Annotated in this window: 21 protein-coding genes; 13 read left to right on the top strand and 8 right to left on the bottom strand. The window is 62.1% G+C overall.

The window, feature by feature from the left end; translation table 11 throughout:
- Together VFE81_RS06610 and VFE81_RS06620 are read left to right on the top strand one after the other, a co-directional pair.
- The coding region (locus tag VFE81_RS06610; protein ID WP_325043827.1) for a hypothetical protein at positions 1–235 on the top strand (235 nt) is incomplete at its 5' end.
- 159 nt (positions 236–394) lie between these two features.
- Positions 395–1,969: a SulP family inorganic anion transporter gene (locus VFE81_RS06620; RefSeq protein ID WP_325043828.1), complete on the top strand. Its 1,575-nt coding sequence runs from the start codon at positions 395–397 to the stop codon at positions 1,967–1,969.
- Between the two features lie 232 nt (positions 1,970–2,201).
- Here VFE81_RS06620 and VFE81_RS06625 read toward each other — a convergent pair whose 3' ends face one another.
- The 6 genes from VFE81_RS06625 to VFE81_RS06650 all read right to left on the bottom strand — a co-directional run bounded on the left by VFE81_RS06625 (position 2,202) and on the right by VFE81_RS06650 (position 9,303).
- Positions 2,202–3,749, bottom strand: a complete 1,548-nt coding sequence (locus tag VFE81_RS06625; protein ID WP_325043829.1) for a 2-isopropylmalate synthase — start codon at positions 3,747–3,749, stop codon at positions 2,202–2,204.
- Between the two features lie 359 nt (positions 3,750–4,108).
- A complete protein-coding gene (pssA, locus tag VFE81_RS06630) occupies positions 4,109–4,978 on the bottom strand; it encodes a CDP-diacylglycerol--serine O-phosphatidyltransferase (RefSeq protein WP_325043830.1) in 870 nt (289 codons plus the stop codon).
- Positions 4,979–5,002: 24 nt separating this feature from the next.
- On the bottom strand, positions 5,003–5,641 hold the full coding sequence (locus tag VFE81_RS06635) for a phosphatidylserine decarboxylase (RefSeq protein WP_325043831.1): 639 nt from the start codon (positions 5,639–5,641) through the stop codon (positions 5,003–5,005).
- Positions 5,642–5,775: 134 nt separating this feature from the next.
- The gene (ilvC, locus tag VFE81_RS06640) at positions 5,776–6,792 is read right to left on the bottom strand and encodes a ketol-acid reductoisomerase (RefSeq protein ID WP_035551801.1); all 1,017 of its coding nucleotides are present in this window, start codon (positions 6,790–6,792) and stop codon (positions 5,776–5,778) included.
- Between the two features lie 131 nt (positions 6,793–6,923).
- Positions 6,924–7,415, bottom strand: a complete 492-nt coding sequence (ilvN, locus tag VFE81_RS06645; protein WP_011487482.1) for an acetolactate synthase small subunit — start codon at positions 7,413–7,415, stop codon at positions 6,924–6,926.
- A 124-nt stretch (positions 7,416–7,539) separates the two neighbouring features.
- Positions 7,540–9,303 carry an acetolactate synthase 3 catalytic subunit gene (locus VFE81_RS06650; RefSeq protein ID WP_325043832.1) on the bottom strand — a complete coding sequence of 588 codons (1,764 nt, stop codon included), beginning with the start codon at positions 9,301–9,303 and terminating at the stop codon, positions 7,540–7,542.
- Between the two features lie 352 nt (positions 9,304–9,655).
- Between VFE81_RS06650 and VFE81_RS06655 the strand changes: the two genes are divergently transcribed.
- The 11 genes from VFE81_RS06655 to VFE81_RS06705 all read left to right on the top strand — a co-directional run bounded on the left by VFE81_RS06655 (position 9,656) and on the right by VFE81_RS06705 (position 19,490).
- Entirely contained in the window at positions 9,656–10,219 is a 564-nt protein-coding gene (locus tag VFE81_RS06655; protein ID WP_063495282.1) for an RNA polymerase sigma factor, read from the top strand.
- A complete protein-coding gene (locus VFE81_RS06660; RefSeq protein WP_325043833.1) occupies positions 10,216–10,644 on the top strand; it encodes a DUF3619 family protein in 429 nt (142 codons plus the stop codon). Before VFE81_RS06655 ends, VFE81_RS06660 begins: the two co-directional genes overlap by 4 nt.
- 16 nt (positions 10,645–10,660) lie before the next feature.
- Complete coding sequence (locus VFE81_RS06665; protein WP_325043834.1) at positions 10,661–11,419, top strand: DUF3106 domain-containing protein; 759 nt, start codon at positions 10,661–10,663, stop codon at positions 11,417–11,419.
- A 13-nt stretch (positions 11,420–11,432) separates the two neighbouring features.
- Complete coding sequence (locus VFE81_RS06670) at positions 11,433–11,954, top strand: RDD family protein (protein ID WP_325043835.1); 522 nt, start codon at positions 11,433–11,435, stop codon at positions 11,952–11,954.
- Positions 11,955–12,164: 210 nt separating this feature from the next.
- Complete coding sequence (locus tag VFE81_RS06675; RefSeq protein ID WP_325043836.1) at positions 12,165–13,106, top strand: UDP-2,3-diacylglucosamine diphosphatase; 942 nt, start codon at positions 12,165–12,167, stop codon at positions 13,104–13,106.
- A gap of 30 nt (positions 13,107–13,136) precedes the next feature.
- Positions 13,137–14,168, top strand: a complete 1,032-nt coding sequence (locus tag VFE81_RS06680) for a glycosyltransferase family 1 protein (RefSeq protein ID WP_325043837.1) — start codon at positions 13,137–13,139, stop codon at positions 14,166–14,168.
- Positions 14,169–14,188: 20 nt separating this feature from the next.
- Entirely contained in the window at positions 14,189–14,821 is a 633-nt protein-coding gene (locus tag VFE81_RS06685) for a diacylglycerol kinase (RefSeq protein ID WP_325043838.1), read from the top strand.
- Positions 14,822–15,093: 272 nt separating this feature from the next.
- Entirely contained in the window at positions 15,094–15,819 is a 726-nt protein-coding gene (locus tag VFE81_RS06690) for a TetR/AcrR family transcriptional regulator (protein ID WP_325043839.1), read from the top strand.
- A gap of 2 nt (positions 15,820–15,821) precedes the next feature.
- Complete coding sequence (locus VFE81_RS06695; protein WP_325043840.1) at positions 15,822–16,406, top strand: TIGR00730 family Rossman fold protein; 585 nt, start codon at positions 15,822–15,824, stop codon at positions 16,404–16,406.
- An 81-nt stretch (positions 16,407–16,487) separates the two neighbouring features.
- Positions 16,488–17,234 (top strand): SDR family oxidoreductase, encoded by a 747-nt coding sequence (locus VFE81_RS06700; RefSeq protein WP_325043841.1) that lies wholly within the window; start codon positions 16,488–16,490, stop codon positions 17,232–17,234.
- A 258-nt stretch (positions 17,235–17,492) separates the two neighbouring features.
- A complete protein-coding gene (locus tag VFE81_RS06705; protein ID WP_325043842.1) occupies positions 17,493–19,490 on the top strand; it encodes a glycosyl transferase in 1,998 nt (665 codons plus the stop codon).
- 50 nt (positions 19,491–19,540) lie between these two features.
- Here the strand turns inward: VFE81_RS06705 and VFE81_RS06710 are convergent, their stop codons facing one another.
- Positions 19,541–20,146, bottom strand: coding sequence for a DUF924 family protein (locus tag VFE81_RS06710; RefSeq protein ID WP_325043843.1), 606 nt, complete (start codon positions 20,144–20,146; stop codon positions 19,541–19,543).
- On the bottom strand, positions 20,139–20,552 hold the full coding sequence (locus tag VFE81_RS06715; RefSeq protein ID WP_325043844.1) for a group II truncated hemoglobin: 414 nt from the start codon (positions 20,550–20,552) through the stop codon (positions 20,139–20,141). The genes VFE81_RS06710 and VFE81_RS06715 overlap by 8 nt, the downstream gene beginning before the upstream one ends.
- Between the last annotated feature and the right edge of the window lie 144 nt (positions 20,553–20,696).

Genomic DNA, 20,696 nt, shown 5'->3' on the forward strand with positions numbered 1-20,696 from the left:
CTTCGGCACGAGCTCCTCGAGCGTGACCATCTCGAGTTCGTGCTGCATGGGCGTCGGTTTCTTGAGCATGACGCTCATTAAACGACAAAGCCCGGCGCATGGCCAGGCTTCGGGGGTACTTTGTCAGCAGTCTGAAGCCGCCTCTTCAGGCGGCTTTTTTTTTATTTATGGCGCATGCCGGCGAATTTTATTTCGTGCACAGCCGATTTATTTCTTGATAGAAAGGTTTTCGTAAGCATTGATCCGTGTTGCCCGTATTCGCTGCGTTGTCTGCGCAGCCGGGATTCGGCTACGAGTCTGTGCACCCACTTACGGAGCCGCTATCCATGAACCGTCCCAAACGCCTGCTGGTCGCCAATGTCGCATGGGCGCACGAAACCGCCGCACGGACCCCATGAACCTTCGAGCTTTTCTTTCCACGTTTCAGCGCGATCTGTTTGCAGGCACGGTCGTTTTTCTGGTGGCGCTGCCGCTCTGTCTGGGCATCGCTAACGCGTCGGGCGTCGAGCCGTTTGCCGGGCTTGTGTCGGGCATCGTCGGCGGCCTGGTGGTTGCCGTGCTGAGCGGCTCACGGTTGAGCGTAAGCGGGCCGGCAGCGGGCCTTGTCGTGATCGTCGTCGACGGAATCGCGCAACTCGGCAGCTTCTCCGCGTTCCTGCTGGCTGTGTTGCTGTCCGGTGCGATCCAGTTCGGCTTCGGCATGCTGAAGGCCGGCAGATTTGCCGCCTATGTGCCGTCGCCGGTGATCAAAGGCATGCTTGCGGCGATCGGCGTGCTGCTGATCGTCAAACAATTCCCGCTGGCGCTTGGACTCTTCGGCTCGAATGCGTCGGATGGGTCGCAAGCTGCCGCCCGGATGGCCGGTAGTGTAACGACACCTTTCGGCACGATTTCACTCGTGGCCGGCATGATCACGTTGCTGTCGCTGGCGATTCTGGTGGGCTGGGAAACGCGCGCGCTGCGTCGCTTTGCGCTGGTGCGGCTCGTGCCGGCGCCACTCGCAGTGGTTCTGCTGGGTATCGGCGCGACGCTGCTGTTCAGCCTGCTCGGCCCGTCGTTCGCGCCACCTGCCGAGCATCGCGTCGCGCTGCCGTCGCTCGAATCGTTCGCCGCGCTGCAACTCGCCCTCGCCTGGGCCGACTTCGGCCCGCACTTCTCGCAATTGATCAATCCTGACGTCTGGCGCGTGGCCATCACACTGGCGATCGTCGCGAGTCTCGAAACGCTGTTAAGTCTCGAAGCGGTCGAGCAGATCGACCCCGCCCGACGTGCCGCGCCGCCGGATCGCGAACTGAAGGCGCAGGGCGTGGGCAATCTGATCGCCGGAGCGATCGGTGGCCTGCCGATCACCTCGGTCATTGTGCGTAGTTCCGCCAATGTGCATGCGGGCGCGCAGAGCCGGCTGTCCGCGGTTATTCATGGCGTATTGCTGCTGGTAAGCGTGTTCGCGTTGACTAGCGTCATCAACCTGATTCCGCTTGCCTGTCTCGCGGCGATTCTGATTGTCACCGGCGTGAAGCTCGCCAAGCCGTCGTTGTTCGTCGCTGTCGCCAAGCAAGGCTTCGCTCCGTTTGCACCGTTCATCGTCACGCTGGTCGGCGTGCTCGCCACCGATCTGCTGATCGGAATCGTGCTCGGCATTCTGTGCAGCGTGTTGCTCGCCTTGTATGCGAACCTGCGCAGCCCGATCGTCCTCGCACAGCACGGCGATCACTATCTGCTTTCGTTTCGCAAGGACGTATCGTTTCTTGGCAAGGTGGCGCTCAAGCACTATCTGCAGCAGATCCCCGACGGCGCGACCTTGATCGTCGACGCAACGCGTGCCGACTTCGTCGATCACGATGTGCGCGATCTGCTCGACGCGTTTGTCGCCGATGCGCCGCGCCGCGAGATCGCTGTTGAAGTGCGGCATCAGGTGCAGGCACGCGCGGCGCGCGGATGGTCGATGCGGCGCGCGGCGACGGAGTAGCTTGAGCATACGAGACGCGTAAAACGCGCACCGCGAAAGCAGAAAACCCTGCGCTTATGAGGGCGCGACGCATGAAAAACAGACGCCGCAAAAACCCGAAATCCAGAGCGTTTCAGGACAAGAGACATACGGGAGGAAGACACTACAAAAACACGAAGCCCTGTGCTTTTTAGGGCACAGGGCTTCGAATAATCTCCTCGGGGCAGCGCGCATGCGGCGCCCTGCCGTCCTATCACTCCGAACGCTGCGGATTCAACTTATCGACGTTCGAATACAGCTTGTTGAGCGCCGAGATATACGCCTTCGCGGAAGCCGCGACGATATCGGGATCGGTGCCTACGCCATTCACGATGCGCCCGCTCTTCGACAGCCGTACGGTCACTTCGCCCTGCGCCTGGGTACCGGTTGTGATGGCGTTCACCGAATACAGCAGCAGTTCCGAACCGCTACCCACTTCCGTTTCGATCGCATTGAGCGTGGCATCCACCGGACCGTTGCCGCGCGCTTCACCGGTCACTTCCTTGCCTTCCACCGAGAACACGATCTTCGCGTGCGGCTGCTCGCCGGTTTCCGAATGCTGCGACAGCGACAGGAACTTGTAGTGCTCCTTCTGCTGCGCTTCAGCCGATTCCTCCGTGACGATCGCGATGATATCTTCGTCGAAGATTTCCGACTTACGGTCGGCCAGTTCCTTGAAGCGTGCGAACGCGGTATTCAACTCGCCTTCGCTATCGAGCGCGATACCCAATTCCTGCAGACGCTGCTTGAATGCATTGCGGCCCGACAACTTACCAAGCACGATCTTGTTCGCGCTCCAGCCCACATCTTCGGCACGCATGATTTCGTACGTGTCGCGCGCTTTCAGCACGCCGTCCTGGTGAATGCCGGATGCGTGGGCGAATGCGTTCGCGCCGACCACCGCTTTGTTCGGTTGCACGACGAAACCGGTGATCTGAGACACCAGCTTCGAAGCCGGCACGATCTGCGTCGTATCGAGACCGACTTCCAGCCCGAAGTAATCCTTGCGCGTTTTCACCGCCATCACGATTTCTTCGAGCGACGTATTACCCGCTCGCTCACCGAGACCGTTGATCGTGCACTCGACCTGACGCGCGCCGCCAATCTGCACACCGGCCAACGAGTTCGCCACCGCCATGCCGAGGTCGTTATGGCAATGCACTGAGAACACGGCCTTATGCGAGTTCGGAATACGCTCGCGCAGCGTCTTCACAAGCTGGCCGTATAGTTCCGGCACGCCGTAGCCGACCGTATCCGCGATGTTGATCGTAGTCGCACCTTCCGCGATCACCGCTTCCAGCACACGGCACAGGAAATCCATGTCCGAACGGCTGCCGTCTTCAGGCGAAAACTCGACGTCGTCCGTAAACTTGCGGGCGAAACGCACCGCCAGCTTTGCCTGTTCGAACACCTGATCCGGCGTCATGCGCAGCTTCTTTTCCATATGCAGCGGCGACGTTGCGATGAACGTATGGATGCGGAAATGATCGGCCGGCTTGAGTGCGTCAGCAGCGCGTTGAATGTCTTTGTCGTTGGCACGGGCCAGCGAGCAGACCGTGCTGTCCTTGATCAGGCCCGCGATTGTCTGGATCGAATCGAAGTCGCCATTCGAGCTGGCCGCGAAGCCCGCCTCGATCACGTCTACCTTCATCCGCTCGAGCTGCTTCGCGATACGGATTTTTTCTTCCTTCGTCATCGACGCGCCGGGCGATTGCTCGCCGTCACGCAACGTGGTGTCGAATATGATCAGTTTGTCGGCCATGTCGGGTCTCCTGGGGAGTCGTTCAATTGTGGGGATCGGATATTTTGGAATTCGGGTGTTTGCGCCACCGCTGGCGACGCTATAACCCGCAGACGAGGCAGACGGGGGGCGGAAGCGATCAGCGCGTTAGACGCGCCAGCACGAGTGCGCTTAGGCGCGCCCCGGCTTGTTGAGGCTCGCGTTGCAGCTCAAATGGGAACGTGAACGCATTCATCGGACGACTATAGCGGCATTCCCGTCAACGTGCAATTGGCGTCCGACCTGCCTGCCGCGCGCCGCCGGACGGGTCCGAAAACGAAAAACGGCAGCCCGAAGACTGCCGTTTTTCCGTGTCACTTGCATGCAAACAGGATGCGCAATTACCTGTCCTGCGCCACCGACCGAGCCGGATTCGCCCTGCCCCGCAGCGCCTGGTAGCCCCAGAACACATAACCCGACAGACCGTACAGCACGAACAGGCCGAACAGCATCAACGGCGGATCGGACGACACCAGCACGAACGCCACGACCACCAGCAGAATCACGCCGAACGGCACGCGGTGCCGCACGTCGAGCGCCTTGCCGCTGTAGAACGGCGCGTTTGAGACCATCGTCACACCGGCGTAGATGGTCAGCACGAAAGCGACCCACGGCAGCCACACGAGCTTGAGCGGCACCCGGTTATCGGTGGCGAGCCACACGAAACCGGCGATCAGCGCGGCAGCAGCCGGACTGGGCATACCCTGGAAGAAGCGCTTGTCGACCACGCCGATGTTCGTGTTGAAGCGCGCAAGACGTAATGCCGCACCCGAACAATAGACGAACGCCGCGAGCCAGCCCCAGCGGCCAAGATCCTTCAGGATCCACTCGTACATGACCAGCGCCGGTGCCACACCGAACGACACCATGTCCGAGAGGCTGTCGAACTGCTCGCCGAATGCGCTTTGCGTGTGCGTCATACGGGCGACCCGGCCGTCCATACCGTCCAGCACCATCGCCACGAAGATCGCGATCGCCGCGATTTCGAAGCGCACGTTCATTGCCTGCACCACGGCGAAGAAGCCGCAAAAGAGCGCGGCGGTGGTAAACGCGTTCGGCAGCAGGTAAATGCCGCGCTTCCTCAGGAACTGCTGACGCTGGGCGCGCCGGCTCTCGACTACCGGCGACTCCGCCGCGATCGGCTTGTTACGGCGGAATGGGCGCGGGAGCGGTCCGCTGTTGCGGGGTCGACGCGGTTTGAATGCGGCCATTCGGAAAACCTCCTTGGTGCCGCTTTATAGTTCAGCGAGGATCGTGGACGACGCCGAAACCTTCTCGCCGATCGACACACGCGGACGGCTGCCAACCGGCAGATACACGTCGACACGCGAGCCAAAACGGATAAATCCATAACGTTGCCCACGCGTGAGCGGCTCGCCGGCTCGTACGTAGCAAAGAATGCGCCGCGCAATCAGACCGGCGATCTGCACCGAGGTCACCGTCTGGCCGCCGGCCATTTCGATCACCACCGCGTTGCGCTCATTTTCGGTCGAAGCCTTATCCACGGCGGCATTCAGATACGCACCCGGGAAATATTCGACCTTCGAGATCGCGCCATCCACCGGCGAGCGTTGCGAGTGGACATTGAAAACGTTCATGAACACGCTGATCTTCAGCGCTTCACGGTTGGCATACGGATCATGCGCTGTCTCGACTGCGACGATGCGGCCGTCCGCCGGGCACAGCACGGCGTTGGCCTGAGTCGGAATCGGGCGAGCCGGATCGCGGAAGAACTGCACGACGAAGATCAGGATCAGCCAGAACAGCCATGCAAAGCCGAATCCCGCGAAGGCATGAACCAGTAATGCAACGACGGCCGCGATGGCGATAAACGGCCAGCCTTCTCGCGCGATGATCGGATGAGGGTAATTCATGGATGGCTTCTGTATTTTTGTAAAACCGTAGGATAGCAAAAGCCGCCCAGGGTTCAGCACCCTTGGACGGCTTTTTGCATTACCGGCCGCTGCGACGATGCGCCGCGCCGGTCAGATGCCGTAAAGCTGGCTTCTTAGTTCTTCGACTGGTCGACCAGCTTGTTCGCTGCGATCCACGGCATCATCGAACGCAGCTTCGCGCCAACCGTTTCGATCTGGTGCTCAGCCGTCAGGCGGCGGCGCGATTGCAGCGTCGGTGCGCCAGCCTTGTTTTCGATGATGAAGCTCTTTGCGTACTCGCCGGTCTGGATGTCCGTCAGCACGGCCTTCATCGCCTTCTTCGTTTCAGCCGTCACGATACGCGGACCCGTCACGTACTCGCCGTATTCTGCGTTGTTCGAGATCGAGTAGTTCATGTTCGCGATGCCGCCTTCGTAGATCAGGTCGACGATCAGCTTCAGTTCGTGCAGGCATTCGAAGTACGCCATTTCCGGCGCGTAACCCGCTTCCACCAGCGTTTCGAAGCCGGCCTTGATCAGGTCGACCGTACCGCCGCACAGCACGGCTTGTTCGCCGAACAGATCGGTTTCCGTTTCTTCGCGGAAATTCGTTTCGATGATGCCGGCACGGCCGCCGCCGTTCGCTGCTGCGTACGACAGCGCGATGTCACGTGCTGCACCCGACTTGTCTTGCGCAACGGCGATCAGGTGGGGCACGCCGCCACCTTGCGAGTACGTACCGCGAACCGTGTGGCCCGGGGCCTTCGGCGCGATCATGATCACGTCGAGGTCGGCACGCGGGATCACCTGACCGTAGTGCACGTTGAAGCCGTGCGCGAAGGCCAGCGCTGCGCCTTGCTTGGCGTTACCGTGCACTTCCTTTGCATAGACTTCAGCGATCTGCTCGTCCGGCAGCAGCATCATGACGACGTCTGCGCCCTTCACGGCTTCCGCCACTTCCTTGACTTGCAGGCCGGCGTTCTCAGCCTTGCTCCACGATGCGCCGCCCTTGCGCAGACCGACCGTGATGTTCACGCCGCTTTCCTTCAGGTTCAGCGCGTGAGCATGGCCTTGCGAGCCATAGCCGATGATGGTGACTTGCTTGCCCTTGATGAGGGAGAGGTCGGCGTCCTTGTCGTAGAAAACTTTCATGTCGGTTCCTTGGCTAAATTCGGTGATATCAGTGAAATACAAATACTGCGAATGTTGTGTTGCTTGGCCGGGTTATTAAAGGCACTGCCCGGCCCCGATCGCGACGTTTGCGAATCGTCGATAAGCGCGCCTCAAACCTTCAGAATGCGCTCGCCGCGGCCGATGCCCGAACTGCCCGTACGGACGGTTTCGAGAATCGCAGTCGCGTCGATCCCTTCGATGAAGGCATCGAGCTTGTCGCTCGCGCCCGTCAGTTCGATCGTGTAGGTCTTTTCGGTGACGTCGATGATGCGGCCGCGGAAAATATCCGACATCCGTTTCATCTCCTCACGCTCCTTGCCGACCGCCCTCACCTTGATCAACATCAGCTCACGCTCGATGTGGGCGCCCTCGGTAAGGTCGACCACTTTCACCACCTCGATCAGGCGGTTCAGATGCTTCGTGATCTGTTCGATCACGTCGTCCGAGCCAATGGAGACGATGGTCATGCGCGACAGCGAACGGTCTTCGGTCGGAGCCACCGTCAAGGTTTCAATGTTGTAGCCGCGTGCGGAGAACAGCCCCACCACGCGTGATAACGCGCCCGGTTCGTTTTCCAGCAGGACAGAAATAATATGTCTCATGTTTCGCTTCTTCCAGATGTTTTGTCGATGTATGCGAGCAGGTTCGCGCCGCTTCGTCCGCATTCACCCTTTGTGGAGGCGCGCATGACGAAGCCGGCGCTGCGTTTAACTCAACGCGCCGTCGTTATAGATCTTCCGAACCCATGAGCATCTCAGTGATGCCCTTGCCGGCCTGAACCATCGGCCAGACGTTTTCGGTCGGATCGGTCTGGAAATCGAGAAACACTGTGCGATCTTTCAGGCGCAGCGCTTCCTTCAGCGCCGGCTCGACATCGGCCGTGCGTTCGATACGCATGCCGACGTGGCCGTACGCTTCGGCGAGCTTCACGAAGTCCGGCAGCGCATCCATGTACGAATGCGAATAGCGCTTGCTGTATTCGATCTGCTGCCACTGGCGCACCATGCCCAGATAGCGGTTGTTCAGCGAAATGATCTTGATCGGAGTCTCGTACTGCTTGCAGGTCGAGAGTTCCTGGATGCACATCTGGATCGAACCTTCGCCGGTGATGCAGAGCACGTCGTCGTCCGGGTGCGCCATTTTCACGCCCATCGCCGCCGGCAGGCCGAAACCCATCGTGCCAAGCCCACCGGAGTTGATCCAGCGACGCGGCTTGTTGAAGCGATAGAACTGCGCCGCCCACATCTGGTGCTGGCCGACGTCGGAACACACGAAGGCATTGCCGTCGGTCAGTTCCCACGCCTTTTCCACCACGTACTGCGGCTTGATGATGTCGCTCTTGCGGTCGAACTTCAGGCAGTCTTTCGCGCGCCAGGCTTCGATGTCTTTCCACCAGTCGGCGAGCGCCGCGGTGTCCGGGCCATGCTCGGCCGTTTGCAACTGCTCGATCAACTCTTTCAGCACTTCCTTCACGTCGCCGACGATCGGAATGTCGACCTTGACGCGCTTGGAGATGGAAGAAGGATCAATATCGATATGGATGATCTTGCGCGGGCGCGATGCGAAGTGCGCCGGGTCGCCGATCACACGGTCGTCGAAGCGCGCACCGATCGCGATCAGCACGTCGCAGTGCTGCATCGCCATGTTGGCTTCGTACGTGCCGTGCATGCCGAGCATGCCGAGGAATTTCTTGTCGCTCGCGCGGTAGCCGCCCAGTCCCATCAACGTATTGGTGACGGGATAGCCGAGCAGATCGGCGAACTGGTTCAACTCGCGCGATGCATCCGCGAGGATAATACCGCCGCCGGTGTAGATATACGGACGCTTGGCCGACAACAGCAAGGCCACGGCCTTGCGGATCTGGCCGGAGTGACCTTTCGTAACCGGATTGTACGAGCGCAGCGAAACCGTCTTGAGCGGTTCGTACTGACAGGGCGTCTTCGACACGTCTTTCGGAATGTCGATCAGCACCGGGCCGGGACGACCGGTACGGGCAATGTAGAAAGCTTTCTTGACGGTAGCGGCGAGGTCGCGCACGTCCTTCACGAGGAAGTTGTGCTTCACGCAAGGACGCGTGATGCCGACCGTGTCGCACTCCTGGAACGCATCCTGGCCGATCGCGGCAGTAGGCACCTGGCCGCTGATCACCACCATCGGAATTGAATCCATGTAGGCGGTGGCGATGCCGGTCACCGCATTGGTGACGCCGGGGCCGGAGGTCACGAGGCACACACCCACTTTGCCGGTGGAACGCGCATAGGCGTCGGCGGCGTGGACTGCGGCTTGTTCGTGGCGCACGAGGATGTGCTGGAATTTGTCCTGCTTGTACAGCTCGTCGTAAATGTAGAGCACCGAGCCGCCGGGATAGCCCCACACAAACTCGACGTCTTCGTCGGCCAAAGCGCGCATGAGCACGGTGGCGCCGATAGAGTCAGCTTCGGGATGGGGGGTCGTATCCGACGTGGAGAATTCCGCGCTGGGCATATTCATTTATTCACCTTTCGAATTTTCGGCAAAAAATTGATCGGGTGCTCTCTGCCGGGCTTGTGGCTCGGGTTCAAGCGGCGCGTCCAGTTGACAGGTGAGCTTCTTGGGCCACACCTCAATTGAGACAAGTCACTTATGTTGCGAACCAGCGACGATATCTGCAGATGTCCGCGCGGTCAAGCAAATATTGCCTTGGCGGCCTCCTTCAAATCCCAATATTGACCGAAAGCCTGTTATAGAGATGCAAGGTAGAGCGGGTTTCGCCCCAGCGGGGCGAAAGTTTGTTAGCATCCGCGAGCTTTACGACATTTTTCGACCGATTACGCGCACGCACGCTGCGCCGACCCCCAAACGGATGGCATCAGACAAGGAACTCGCCGATTTTCTGGCGGGCGTCGAAAGGCGCGCATTCAAGCAGACGGTCTACGCCGTGCGGGACGACGACGCCTCGCTCGATATCGTGCAGGACGCGATGATCAAGCTCGCCGAAAAATATGGCGACCGTCCTCCAGCCGAACTTCCGCTCCTGTTTCAGCGTATTCTCCAGAATGCGATGCACGACTATTTCCGTCGTGCCAAAGTGCGCAATACTTGGGTTAGTCTGTTTTCTTCGCTCGGCAACGCCGACGACGACGAATTCGACCCCCTCGAAACATTCGAGGCGCAGCAAGGTTCAGCGGGCTCAGAGAGCAACGAACAGAAACTCGAGCGCGAACAGGTCTTACAGTTAATCGACGACGAGATCCAAAAATTACCGGCACGTCAACGGGAGGCGTTTCTCATGCGTTATTGGGAAGATATGGATGTCGCCGAGACTGCCGCCGCGATGGGCTGCTCCGAAGGCAGTGTGAAAACGCACTGTTCGCGGGCTACCCACACGCTGGCGCAAGCGCTCAAGGCTAAAGGAATCACGCTATGAGCTCCCTAGAAACCAAAGAACTCGAGTTCGCCCGCCAGGTGCGCCGCGCGCTCGACGAAACCACCGCCAGCATGCCGGCCGCCACCGTCGACCGGCTCGCCGTGGCGCGCCGCGCCGCGCTTGCTCGCAAGAAGCCCGAAACCGTGAGCGTCCCGGTGTTCGTACCCGCCTTCGCCGGTGCCGGCATGGCGGCTGGTATGCCGCAACTCGAGGTGCCGCAGCGCCGCCGTTCGCCGCTGCGCCGCTTTGCGCTCGCCTGGCCGCTCGCCGCGCTGGTCATCAGCCTCGTGGGCATCGCCTACTGGGAAGACCAGCAGCGCACCGCCGAACTCGCCGATATCGATGCAGCCATGCTAAGCGACGACTTGCCGCTCAATGCCTATCTCGACCACGGTTTCAACGCGTACCTATCACGCGCCCACTGAGCGGGAGATTCTTCGGGTGAGTTACAAGCGCGGCTTGGCCGTTGTTTTCGGATGCGCGATCGCGGCTCTAGTGTCGTTTGCCGCAACGTATCCGCGCTTTTATCCGAGTCCGTCGACCGCCAGCGCGCCCGCCGCAGGCGTCAACACGACCGCCAAGCTGCCCGCGCCGACCCTCGCCGTCGATCTGCCCAGCCTCTCCAACAGCAATAGTCCGATGGCATGGTCGCGCCTGAGCGCGGCCGAACACGTTGCGCTCGCGCCGTTCGCCAGCCAATGGGATTCCTTTAGCGACGAACGCAAGCGGAAATGGATCAAAATCGCGTCGCGTTATCCGAAGTTATCGCCCGATGCGCAAAAACGCCTGCATGACCGAATGACTGAATGGGTGCGCATGACTCCCGATCAGCGGCGCGTTGCGCGCGAAAACTACCAGGTATCGAAGGAATTGCCGCGCGAAACTCGCCAGAATGCATGGAAGGCTTATCAGCAATTGCCGGAAGAGCAGAAGGAACGGCTCGCTGCGAGCGAGCGTAAGCGGCGGCCCAGCGTCGTCAGCGCGCCGCCCTCCGGTAAAACCGAGATCAAGGGCCTCGACCGTCTGGTCAATGCCCGGGAGCACGGCGCGAGCGGTGCCGCAGCGGTGAGTGCCGCTACTGCCGCTCCATTGCCGAGCCCCGCCGCCACGCCGGAGATTCCCGCTGCGGGCAGCTTCGTGCCCGCCACGCCGCTGCCGGTTTCGCCGGCCGAGGCGCCGTCGATCTTCAACGGCTCCTGATCCGGGCCCGACTGTGTCCCAGCCGCTCGCCACCTCGACACTGCCCGCCGATTCATCCGGCATCGTGCCTACCGTTCGCCGGCGCCTTGCCGCGCTGCTCTACGAAGCCGTGATCCTGTTCGGCGTCGTGTTCATCGCGGGCTATCTGTTCAGCACGTTGACGCAGCAGCGCAACGGTCTCACCCATCACAACCTGCTCGCAGCGTGGATCGGCCTCGTGGTCGGTCTGTATTTCGTCTGGTTCTGGACCCATAGCGGCCAGACGTTGCCGATGAAAACGTGGCGCCTGCGCGTCGTCGCCGCTGACGGTGCGCCGTTGTCCACGGGCCGCGCGATCGCTCGTTACGTGCTGGCGTGGCTGTGGTTTTTACCGCCACTCGCGCTGCATCCGTTGCTGAACCTCGCCGTGCCGCAGACGCTGCTGATCGCTGCAATCTGGTTCGTGCTGTGGGCCGCCACCGGCCGCTTCGATCCGCAGCGTCAATTCCTCCACGACCGCCTCGCCGGTACGCGCGTTGTCAGCGTCGTGAGCTGAGCAAACCGGCCACCCGGTCATTCATCCCGCCGCACCTGCGGTTCGTACCTGCCTCATCGCGGTTGCCGCTCGCCACCGCCCTTCTCCGCACGCCGCCGCTCCCGTCCCGCTGTCTCTCTCCCGACACAGTAATAAGAACTTCTCGTGACTGTCACGGCAGGGTCACGCTCGGCTGGCGCAATACGGGCACCGCAACTCGACGCGTGAGCCATGGACCCCAAAACGTCCGCGACTTCCCTGTTCCGCCAGACCGGCCCGAGCGTCGACCCTGTCGCGTTCCGCCCGGAACCCAACCCTGGTCACGGACTGCCGTTGCCGGTGGCGTCGCTGCCACTCGACGCGCACGCCGGTCATCACGACGATGACCACGCCGAACCGCACCGCTATCGCACCATCTGGCTGTCCGACATCCACCTCGGTTCGAGCGGTTGTCAGGCGCCGTATCTGCTCGACTTCCTGAGGCACAACGAGTCGGAATATCTGTACCTCGTGGGCGACATCATCGACGGCTGGCAGTTGAAAAAAGGCTGGTACTGGCCGCAGGCGCACAACGACGTCGTGCAGAAGGTGTTGCGCAAAGCGCGCAAAGGCACCCAGGTCATCTACGTCCCGGGCAATCACGACGAAGCCGCGCGTCAGTTCTGCGACCTCGCATTCGGTGACATCCACGTGCGCGGCGAAGCGTTTCACACGACGCTCGCCGGCAAGCGCCTCTGGATCGTGCACGGCGATCTGTTCGACGGCGTGATCCAGCACGCCAAGTGGCTCGCGTATCTCGGCGACACGCTCTACACGATGATCCTGATCCTGAACCGCTGGTTCAACCGGATCCGCAACCGCCTCGGCTTCCCCTACTGGTCGCTGTCGCAATACCTGAAGCATCAGGTGAAGAACGCGGTGAATTTCATCTCGTCGTTCGAACGCGTGATGACCGACGAAGCACGCCGCCGCGGCTGCGACGGCGTGGTCTGCGGCCACATCCACAAAGCCGAGATCCGCGAGATCGACGGCGTGCTGTATTGCAACGACGGCGATTGGGTCGAAAGTCTGTCGGCGCTCGTCGAGACGTATGAAGGTGAACTCAAGGTGATCTACTGGACCGTGATGCGCGCACCGGAAGTCGGCGTGCAAAAGGCCCGGGCGACCGCGTAGTCCCTCTCCACTTCTATTGGGCCGAAACCGATGAAGATCATGATCGTCACCGACGCATGGGAACCGCAGGTCAATGGCGTCGTGCGCACGCTGAAAAATACCACGCGCGAACTCACCGCACTCGGCCACCACGTCGACTTGCTGACGCCGCTCGAATTCAAGACGATTCCGTGCCCGACCTATCCTGAGATTCGCCTGTCGCTGCTGCCGAGCCGCAAGCTGGGTCAGCGGATTGACGAATTCGCGCCCGACGCGCTGCATATCGCGACCGAGGGCCCGCTCGGCACGGCCGCACGCGCCTATGCGATCAAGCACAAGCTGCCGTTCACGACCGCTTATCACACGCGCTTTCCCGAATACGTGCAGGCGCGTTTCGGCATTCCGCTCGCGCTCACCTACAAGTTTCTGCACTGGTTCCACAAGCCGTCTCTGGCGGTGATGGCGCCCACACCGGTGGTTAAGGCTGACCTCGAAAAATTCGGCTTCACCAACGTGGTGCTGTGGACCCGCGGTGTCGACCTCGACATCTTTCACCAGATGGACTCGAAGGTCCTCAACACCGCGCGGCCGATCTTTCTGTACGTGGGGCGCGTAGCGGTCGAGAAGAACGTCGAGGCGTTCCTGAAGCTCGATCTGCCCGGCTCGAAGTGGGTGGCGGGCGAAGGTCCTGCGCTGGCCGAACTGAAGTCGCGCTATCCGCAGGCCAATTACCTGGGCGTGCTGACGCAAGCCGAGCTGGCCAAGGTCTACGCCGCCGCCGACGTGTTCGTATTCCCGAGCCGCACCGATACCTTCGGACTCGTGCTGCTCGAAGCGCTGGCTTGCGGCACACCGGTCGCGGCGTATCCGGTCACCGGCCCGATCGACGTGCTGGGCGACGGCGGCGCGGGCGCCATGCACGAAGATTTGCGCGAGGCTTGCCTCGAAGCGCTGAAGATCGAACGCAGCCATGCTCGCGCGTGGGCCGAACGCTTCTCGTGGGCAGCGGCGTCCGAGCAGTTCGCGGCGCATCTGAAGCCGCTGCCGCGCGCATCGTACAGCGAGGAAAGCGCCGCCGCATGACGCGACGTGCCGAGCCGCTTATGCGAACCCGAAACTCCACCGCGGCACGCGCATCGAACGGCGCGTTGCGCGCTGTCGATGCCGGCACCGACGCCGCCGGCATCGAACCGTTCGACGACGTGAGCGAGCACGGCACGCCGAATCATGCCAATCACACGAATGGTTTCCACGACGTGAACAGCGCGAGGATCGAGAGCCCTGAGAGCGATTCCCACCACGAACCGCTCAGCCCCGACGATCCGCTCTCACCGTTACCCTTCAATCCGTACAAGGGCAATCGCGGACTGACCCGCGCATGGCACGCGATGAAAAATTCGCTCGCCGGGTTCCGCGTGGCGATCCGCGAGGAAAGCGCGTTTCGCCAGGAACTTACGCTCGCCGCGATCCTGATTCCGTGCGGCGTGCTGGTGCCGGTCGATCCCGTGTCACGCGTGTTGCTGCTCGGCTCGGTGTTACTGGTGCTGATCGTCGAGTTGCTGAATTCGAGCGTCGAGGCGGCGATCGACCGTATTTCGCTCGAACGCCACGAGTTGTCGCGCCGTGCCAAAGATCTCGGTAGCGCGGCGGTCATGGTCGCACTCGGCATGTGTCTGATGACGTGGGGGCTGATCGTCGGGCCGCTCGTCGTGCGTTGGGTTCAAGCGTGGCTATGAAACCCACCTTGCAGCACGGCCCCGCGCCTTATCCAGCTTCCCAATGAATGAAAACCCTGAGTATCCGCTTGGTATAAGAACGGTCGGTTTATAATCGACCGATAGTCTCACAGGAAAATGCTGGGCCGCCCCAAGTTTTCCTGCCCCCTCGGGGGGCCTGTCGCTCAGCGGCAGGTTTGGGGGCGCTCGACTATACCAACCGCGTCCGGATGGATCACGCAACAGCGGCATGCCGCCACGTGCCCAGCCCGGCGTAACCAGGGCCGGACTACATGGAAGCCAAACCTCCCCGCCGCACCCGCGAACGGATCCTCGAGCTCTCGTTGAAGCTGTTCAACGAGATCGGCGAACCGAACGTCACGACGACGACGATCGCCGAGGAAATGGAAATCAGTCCAGGCAATCTGTACTACCACTTCCGCAACAAAGACGACATCATCAACAGCATCTTCAGCCAGTTCGAGCAGGAGATCGAAAAGCGCCTGCGCTTTCCCGACGATCACCGCGCGACAATCGACGAGATGTGGTCGTACCTGCAGTACATGGTCGATTTCACCTGGCGCTATCGTTTCCTGTATCGTGATCTGAACGATCTGCTGGCGCGCAACCGCACGCTCGAAACGCACTTCAAGCAGATCATCAGCCACAAGGTGCGTTTTGCGAGCCAGTTCTGCGAGCAACTCGTGGCCGACGGCGAAATGGTCGCGACGCCCGAAGAACTGAACGTGATCGCGACCAACATCGGCGTGATCGCGACGTACTGGCTGTCGTATCAGTTTGTGATGAACCCGCGCAAGTACAACGAGCAGGAAACGATTCGCGCGGAACTGCATCAGGTGAGCGTGCAGATCGTGTCGCTGATGGCGCCTTATCTACGCGGCCGCTCACGGCAGATTTTCGACGACCTCGTATCGGGCAAGCTGCCCAAGCGCGAGTTCTACGACTACCTGCCGCCGAAGGAAGGCGCCGCGCCCCGTAACGAACCGAAGGACGTTTGAGTATGAAGTCGGTGTGTGTGTATTGCGGCTCCTCCGACGGAGCCAGACCGTTGTACGCCGAAGCTGCGCGCGCGTTCGGCCGCGCGCTGGTCGAAGCCGATCTCGCGCTGGTCTATGGCGGCGGCAAGGTGGGACTGATGGGCGTGATCGCCGACACGGTGATGGCCGAAGGCGGCCGCGCAATCGGCGTGATTCCCGAGTTGCTGGTCAACAAGGAAGTCGGCCATAACGGCCTGACCGAACTGCATGTGGTGCCCGACATGCATCATCGCAAGAAGATGATGGCCGATCTGTCCGACGCGTTCGTCGCGATGCCGGGCGGCGCGGGCACGCTCGAAGAGCTGTTCGAGGTCTACACGTGGGCGCAACTCGGCTATCACCAGAAGCCGGTGGCACTGCTGAATATCGACGGCTTCTACGATCCGCTGATCGCGTTGCTCAAGCACACGGTCGACGAAGGCTTCATGCGGCAGACCTACTTCGACATCCTGCAAAGAGATCCCGATCCCGTCGCGCTGATCGACAAGCTGCAACGCTATCAGCCGCCTGCCAGCGACAAATGGGCCGTCAAACGCGACGCCGTTTGAACGCCACTTGCTGCGCGTCTCCGGCCTTCTGAACACCCGCCGCGCTGTCCCTGCGTAACACACCCGAGCGATGAGGTTGCGATGACGAAAACCGTTCTGATCACCGGCGGCAGCCGCGGCATTGGCCGCGCGACCGCACGTTTGCTGGGCGCACGCGGCTGGTCGGTCGGCGTAAATTACGCGCAGAACCTGGCGGCCGCGCAGGAAACCGTTGCTGAGGTGGAACGCGCCGGCGGCCGTGCATTGCCGATTGCCGGCGACGTCGCCAGCGAGACCGATGTGATCGCCATGTTCGACGCGCTTCAGCAAAAGTTCGGCCAGATCGATGCGCTCGTTAACAATGCCGGGATCGTCGGGCCGTCGAGCCAGCTCGCGGATATGGACCTCGCGCGCCTGAAGCGCATGTTCGACGTCAACGTGCTCGGGGCGTATCTGTGCGCACGCGAAGGCGCGCGCCGGATGTCGACAAGCCGTGGCGGCGCGGGGGGCGTGATCGTGAATATCTCGTCGGCGGCAGCGCGTTTGGGTTCGCCGAACGAATACATCGACTATGCCGGTTCCAAAGGCGCTGTCGACACCCTGACCATCGGCCTCGCCAAGGAACTCGGTCCGCAGGGCGTACGTGTGAACGCGGTGCGGCCCGGCCTGATCGATACTGAAATCCACGCCAGCGGCGGCAAGCCCGAGCGCGCCGCCCAGCTCGGTGCGACAACGCCGCTGGGCCGCGCCGGCAGGGCCGACGAAGTCGCCGAGTCGATCGTCTGGTTGCTGAGCGACGCCGCCTCTTACGTGACAGGCGCGCTGCTCGACGTCGCCGGCGGACGCTGAATACCCCTCTTCTGTTCTTGGGGCCGACGGTTACCGGCGGCCGACTTCTCCTTTCCCTACTCCAATTCCCTATTCCCGTCGATTTGACGAGAAATCAGCACGATCCATCTGACTAGCTGCGATATTCCCTACATTACCTGTAATCCACAGTAATAAACCGGGACTACAATCGCAGCGTTCGCATGCACCCGCATGCGACGCACAGCCAGAGCATAAGTCCGCGGCCCACGTCACCGCGTACGGCGACCAGAGATTCTCATGTACGAAAACCCATCCACGCCCTGGCGCGCGGGGAACGTCGCGGCTGCGACGTCTGCGCCGGCCGGCCCTGCCGACGGTGCGCCGGACACGCGCCCCGGCTCGGCACACGTTGCCGAATCCGGCACGGCCTTGCCAGCCGGCCACACTGCCGCAGCCGAAGCCGCGGCGCCCGCAAGACCCACCGCGCCTGCCGGTCCCGCGGGGCCCGCCGCTGCGCCTCCCGCTTCGCGTGGCGCCCAGCGCTTGCGCTCGCTCACGGCTGCCCGTCCGATGCGATGGCTGGTCGCGCTGGCGATCCTGTGTGCCTGGCTTTTGCCGGGCATCCTGGGCCACGAGCCGTGGAAGCAGGACGAAACCTACACCTTCGGCATCGTCCAGCACATGCTCGACACCGGCGATCTGATCGTGCCGACCAACGCCGGCCAGCCCTTCGTCGAAAAACCGCCTATCTACGACTGGGTCGCCGCCGGCCTCGCGTGGATGTTCGGCCGCTACCTGCCATTGCATGACGCCGCACGCCTCGCGAGCGCGCTCTTCGCAGGACTCACCGTCTACTACACGGCACGCGTCGCTCGCCGTGCGATCGCCGCGTCGAGCTGGCTGGACGTCCGCGTGATCGGCACACTTGCGTTATTCGCGAGCACGCTCGTCGTCATCAAACACGTGCACGACATGATGACCGATGTCGCGCTGATGGCCGGCGCCGCGATCGGCTTCTGCGGACTATTCGAACTGGTGCTGGTGCACCTGCGTGACGAAGCGCGCCTGCTGCCGGTCGACGCACGCCGCCGGCGCCACGCGATTCTGAGCGGCGCGGCGATGTTCGGCGCGGGGGTGGGCGTGTCGTTCCTGGCCAAGGGCCTGTTTGTACCGCTCGTGTTCGGCGCCACCACCGTCGCAGTGCTGGTGCTGTATCCCGCCTGCCGCACTCGCAGTTTCGCAGCGGCGCTCGGCGTCGCCGCGCTGGTCTGCGCGCCCTTCGCGCTGATCTGGCCGGTCTGTTTCTATCTGCGCTCCGAAGCACTCTTCAAGCTCTGGCTGTGGGACAACAATATCGGCCGCTTCTTCGGCTTTTCGGTGGCGGAACTCGGCTCTGAAAACGAGAGCCGTCTGTTCGTGCTGCGCACCGTGCTGAGTGTCGGTTTTCCGGTCGTGCCGCTGACGCTGGCCGCACTCGCCGGCGGCAGCTGGCGCCGCTGGCGCGATCCGCGCGTGGCCCTGCCGATGATCTTCGCGGGGACAGGTTTCGCCGTGCTGCAAAGCTCGGCAACGGTGCGCGAACTGTACATCCTGCCGTTCATCGCCCCGCTCGCCCTGGTGGCGATGCAAGGCATCGAAAAGCTGCCGCGGCGTATGCACGTGAGCTGGGATATGGCGAGCCGCGTCCTGTTTGGCAGCGCGGCCGCGCTCGCGTGGATCATCTGGTCGATCATGAGCGATCCGGCCAACACGCACGCGTCGCTGCACCGGCTCGGCCGCTGGTTGCCGCTCGATTGGGTACTGCCGGTCAAGCCCGGGATGATCGCGGCCGCGTTGCTGATGACGCTCGGCTGGCTGTGGCTGCTGCCGGTCTTCAAATACACCGGCAAATGGCGCGGCGCGCTGAGCTGGTGCGCGGGCGCGATTCTCACATGGGGACTGGTGAGCACGCTGCTGCTGCCATGGCTCGACTATGCGAAGAGCTACCGCTCCGTATTCGAAAACCTCGGCGCCCGCATGAACATCGAATGGAACGATGGTGATTGCATGGCCAGTACAGGACTCGGCGAATCCGAAGCCCCGATGCTGTACTACTACACCGGCATCGAGCACCAACCGACCGCGAACACCGCGACGACCGAGTGCACGTGGCTGATCGACGAGAGCCGTCGCGACAATGCACGCGCGCCGGCAGGTGATTGGCGCCTGTTCTGGTCAGGCGCGCGTCCAGGCGACACCGACGAGCTACTGCGGGTGTTCGTACGGACTCCGACCGCGCCCGAGCGCGGAGAGTAGAGCGTCGCGCCGGAGGGTGCCTGGCCAGTGCCTACGCGCTTCCCTTGCGCCTAGAACGACGAGCCGGGTTCTTTCAGGAAAGCGGTTTCTTCAGCCGTCGAGGGCCGCCCGAGTTGCGCGTTGCGATGGGGAAAACGTCCGAAGCGCTCGATGATTCTGGCGTGCCTGACCGCGGAGGAGTAGTACGACGCGCCACCCGGCTCGGCCTTCAATTGTGTGAAGAGGCGCAGCGATTCGTGCTGGCTGGCGAGCGTTTCATCGTGTTCGAACGGCAGATACGCGAACGCGCGATGATGCGCGCTCGGCAATAGAAGATTGGCACCGCTTGCGATCATCTGTTGCGCGATGTGCAGCGCTTTATGATCGGCAGCGAAAGCACGCGGTGTATCGCGATAGCAATTGCGGGAAAACTGGTCCAGCACGATGACCAGCGCTAACGCGCCACGCGGTGTTGTCGTCCAGCTGTCGAGAGCCCCTTCGCGCGCCGCGTCGATGAGTGTCCCGAAGCGTTCCAGCAGCATCGCATCGAAGGCTTTGTCGCGGGAGAACCAGAGCTTGCGCGCGTGGCCGAAGGTGGGCGTATCCGGAGCGCCGAACCAGCAGTCCAGGACCGCACGCGCCTCTGCTCCCTCCAGCCCCGCTGCCCTCTCAACCATTGCGATTGCGCATCCAGTCCGCAGTTTCAAAGAACGACGCCAGCAAGCGCTCCCTCAACGGCTCGGCAAGTCCGACATCTTCCATCGCCCATGCCATGCACCGAAGCCACTGATCCCGCTCGCTGGACGCGATCGGAAACGGCATATGCCTGGCCCTCAACCTGGGATGGCCGAAGCGGCTGATGTAATGATCGGGCCCGCCCATCCATCCGCACAGGAACCAGAAAAACTTATCGCGCGAGCCATCGAGCGACTCGGGATGCAAGGCCCGAATCCCGGCGAATTCCGCTTCGAGATCCATCAAGTCATAAAACCGGTCGACCAGTTCGCGCACGCGCGCTTCACCGCCCACCAGTTCGAAGGCCGTCGGCTGTGCGGCGGACACTTCGTCGTTAAGTTCGCTCATACCCAATCACAAAAACAGGAAAGAAAATTCACGCGTCCCGCAGCGATTGCAACGCGGGCCGCGCCAGCACATGCCGCAAGCTTAGCCAGCCGCCCACGCCTGCGCAGGCGATCCCCGCCGCAATGCCCGCCGGCAATAACCACG

The organism is Paraburkholderia sp., assembly GCF_035656215.1.
In the GTDB taxonomy this organism is placed as follows: domain Bacteria; phylum Pseudomonadota; class Gammaproteobacteria; order Burkholderiales; family Burkholderiaceae; genus Paraburkholderia.

What these genes read in the sequence shown, in the direction of transcription:
- VFE81_RS06620 (WP_325043828.1), top strand. Translation starts at nt 395, where the DNA reads ATGAACCTTCGAGCTTTTCTTTCCACGTTTCAGCGCGATCTGTTTGCA.
- VFE81_RS06625 (WP_325043829.1), bottom strand. Translation starts at nt 3,749, where the DNA reads ATGGCCGACAAACTGATCATATTCGACACCACGTTGCGTGACGGCGAG.
- pssA (WP_325043830.1), bottom strand. Translation starts at nt 4,978, where the DNA reads ATGGCCGCATTCAAACCGCGTCGACCCCGCAACAGCGGACCGCTCCCG.
- VFE81_RS06635 (WP_325043831.1), bottom strand. Translation starts at nt 5,641, where the DNA reads ATGAATTACCCTCATCCGATCATCGCGCGAGAAGGCTGGCCGTTTATC.
- ilvC (WP_035551801.1), bottom strand. Translation starts at nt 6,792, where the DNA reads ATGAAAGTTTTCTACGACAAGGACGCCGACCTCTCCCTCATCAAGGGC.
- ilvN (WP_011487482.1), bottom strand. Translation starts at nt 7,415, where the DNA reads ATGAGACATATTATTTCTGTCCTGCTGGAAAACGAACCGGGCGCGTTA.
- VFE81_RS06650 (WP_325043832.1), bottom strand. Translation starts at nt 9,303, where the DNA reads ATGAATATGCCCAGCGCGGAATTCTCCACGTCGGATACGACCCCCCAT.
- VFE81_RS06655 (WP_063495282.1), top strand. Translation starts at nt 9,656, where the DNA reads ATGGCATCAGACAAGGAACTCGCCGATTTTCTGGCGGGCGTCGAAAGG.
- VFE81_RS06660 (WP_325043833.1), top strand. Translation starts at nt 10,216, where the DNA reads ATGAGCTCCCTAGAAACCAAAGAACTCGAGTTCGCCCGCCAGGTGCGC.
- VFE81_RS06675 (WP_325043836.1), top strand. Translation starts at nt 12,165, where the DNA reads ATGGACCCCAAAACGTCCGCGACTTCCCTGTTCCGCCAGACCGGCCCG.
- VFE81_RS06680 (WP_325043837.1), top strand. Translation starts at nt 13,137, where the DNA reads ATGAAGATCATGATCGTCACCGACGCATGGGAACCGCAGGTCAATGGC.
- VFE81_RS06685 (WP_325043838.1), top strand. Translation starts at nt 14,189, where the DNA reads ATGCGAACCCGAAACTCCACCGCGGCACGCGCATCGAACGGCGCGTTG.
- VFE81_RS06690 (WP_325043839.1), top strand. Translation starts at nt 15,094, where the DNA reads ATGGAAGCCAAACCTCCCCGCCGCACCCGCGAACGGATCCTCGAGCTC.
- VFE81_RS06695 (WP_325043840.1), top strand. Translation starts at nt 15,822, where the DNA reads ATGAAGTCGGTGTGTGTGTATTGCGGCTCCTCCGACGGAGCCAGACCG.
- VFE81_RS06700 (WP_325043841.1), top strand. Translation starts at nt 16,488, where the DNA reads ATGACGAAAACCGTTCTGATCACCGGCGGCAGCCGCGGCATTGGCCGC.
- VFE81_RS06705 (WP_325043842.1), top strand. Translation starts at nt 17,493, where the DNA reads ATGTACGAAAACCCATCCACGCCCTGGCGCGCGGGGAACGTCGCGGCT.
- VFE81_RS06710 (WP_325043843.1), bottom strand. Translation starts at nt 20,146, where the DNA reads ATGGTTGAGAGGGCAGCGGGGCTGGAGGGAGCAGAGGCGCGTGCGGTC.
- VFE81_RS06715 (WP_325043844.1), bottom strand. Translation starts at nt 20,552, where the DNA reads ATGAGCGAACTTAACGACGAAGTGTCCGCCGCACAGCCGACGGCCTTC.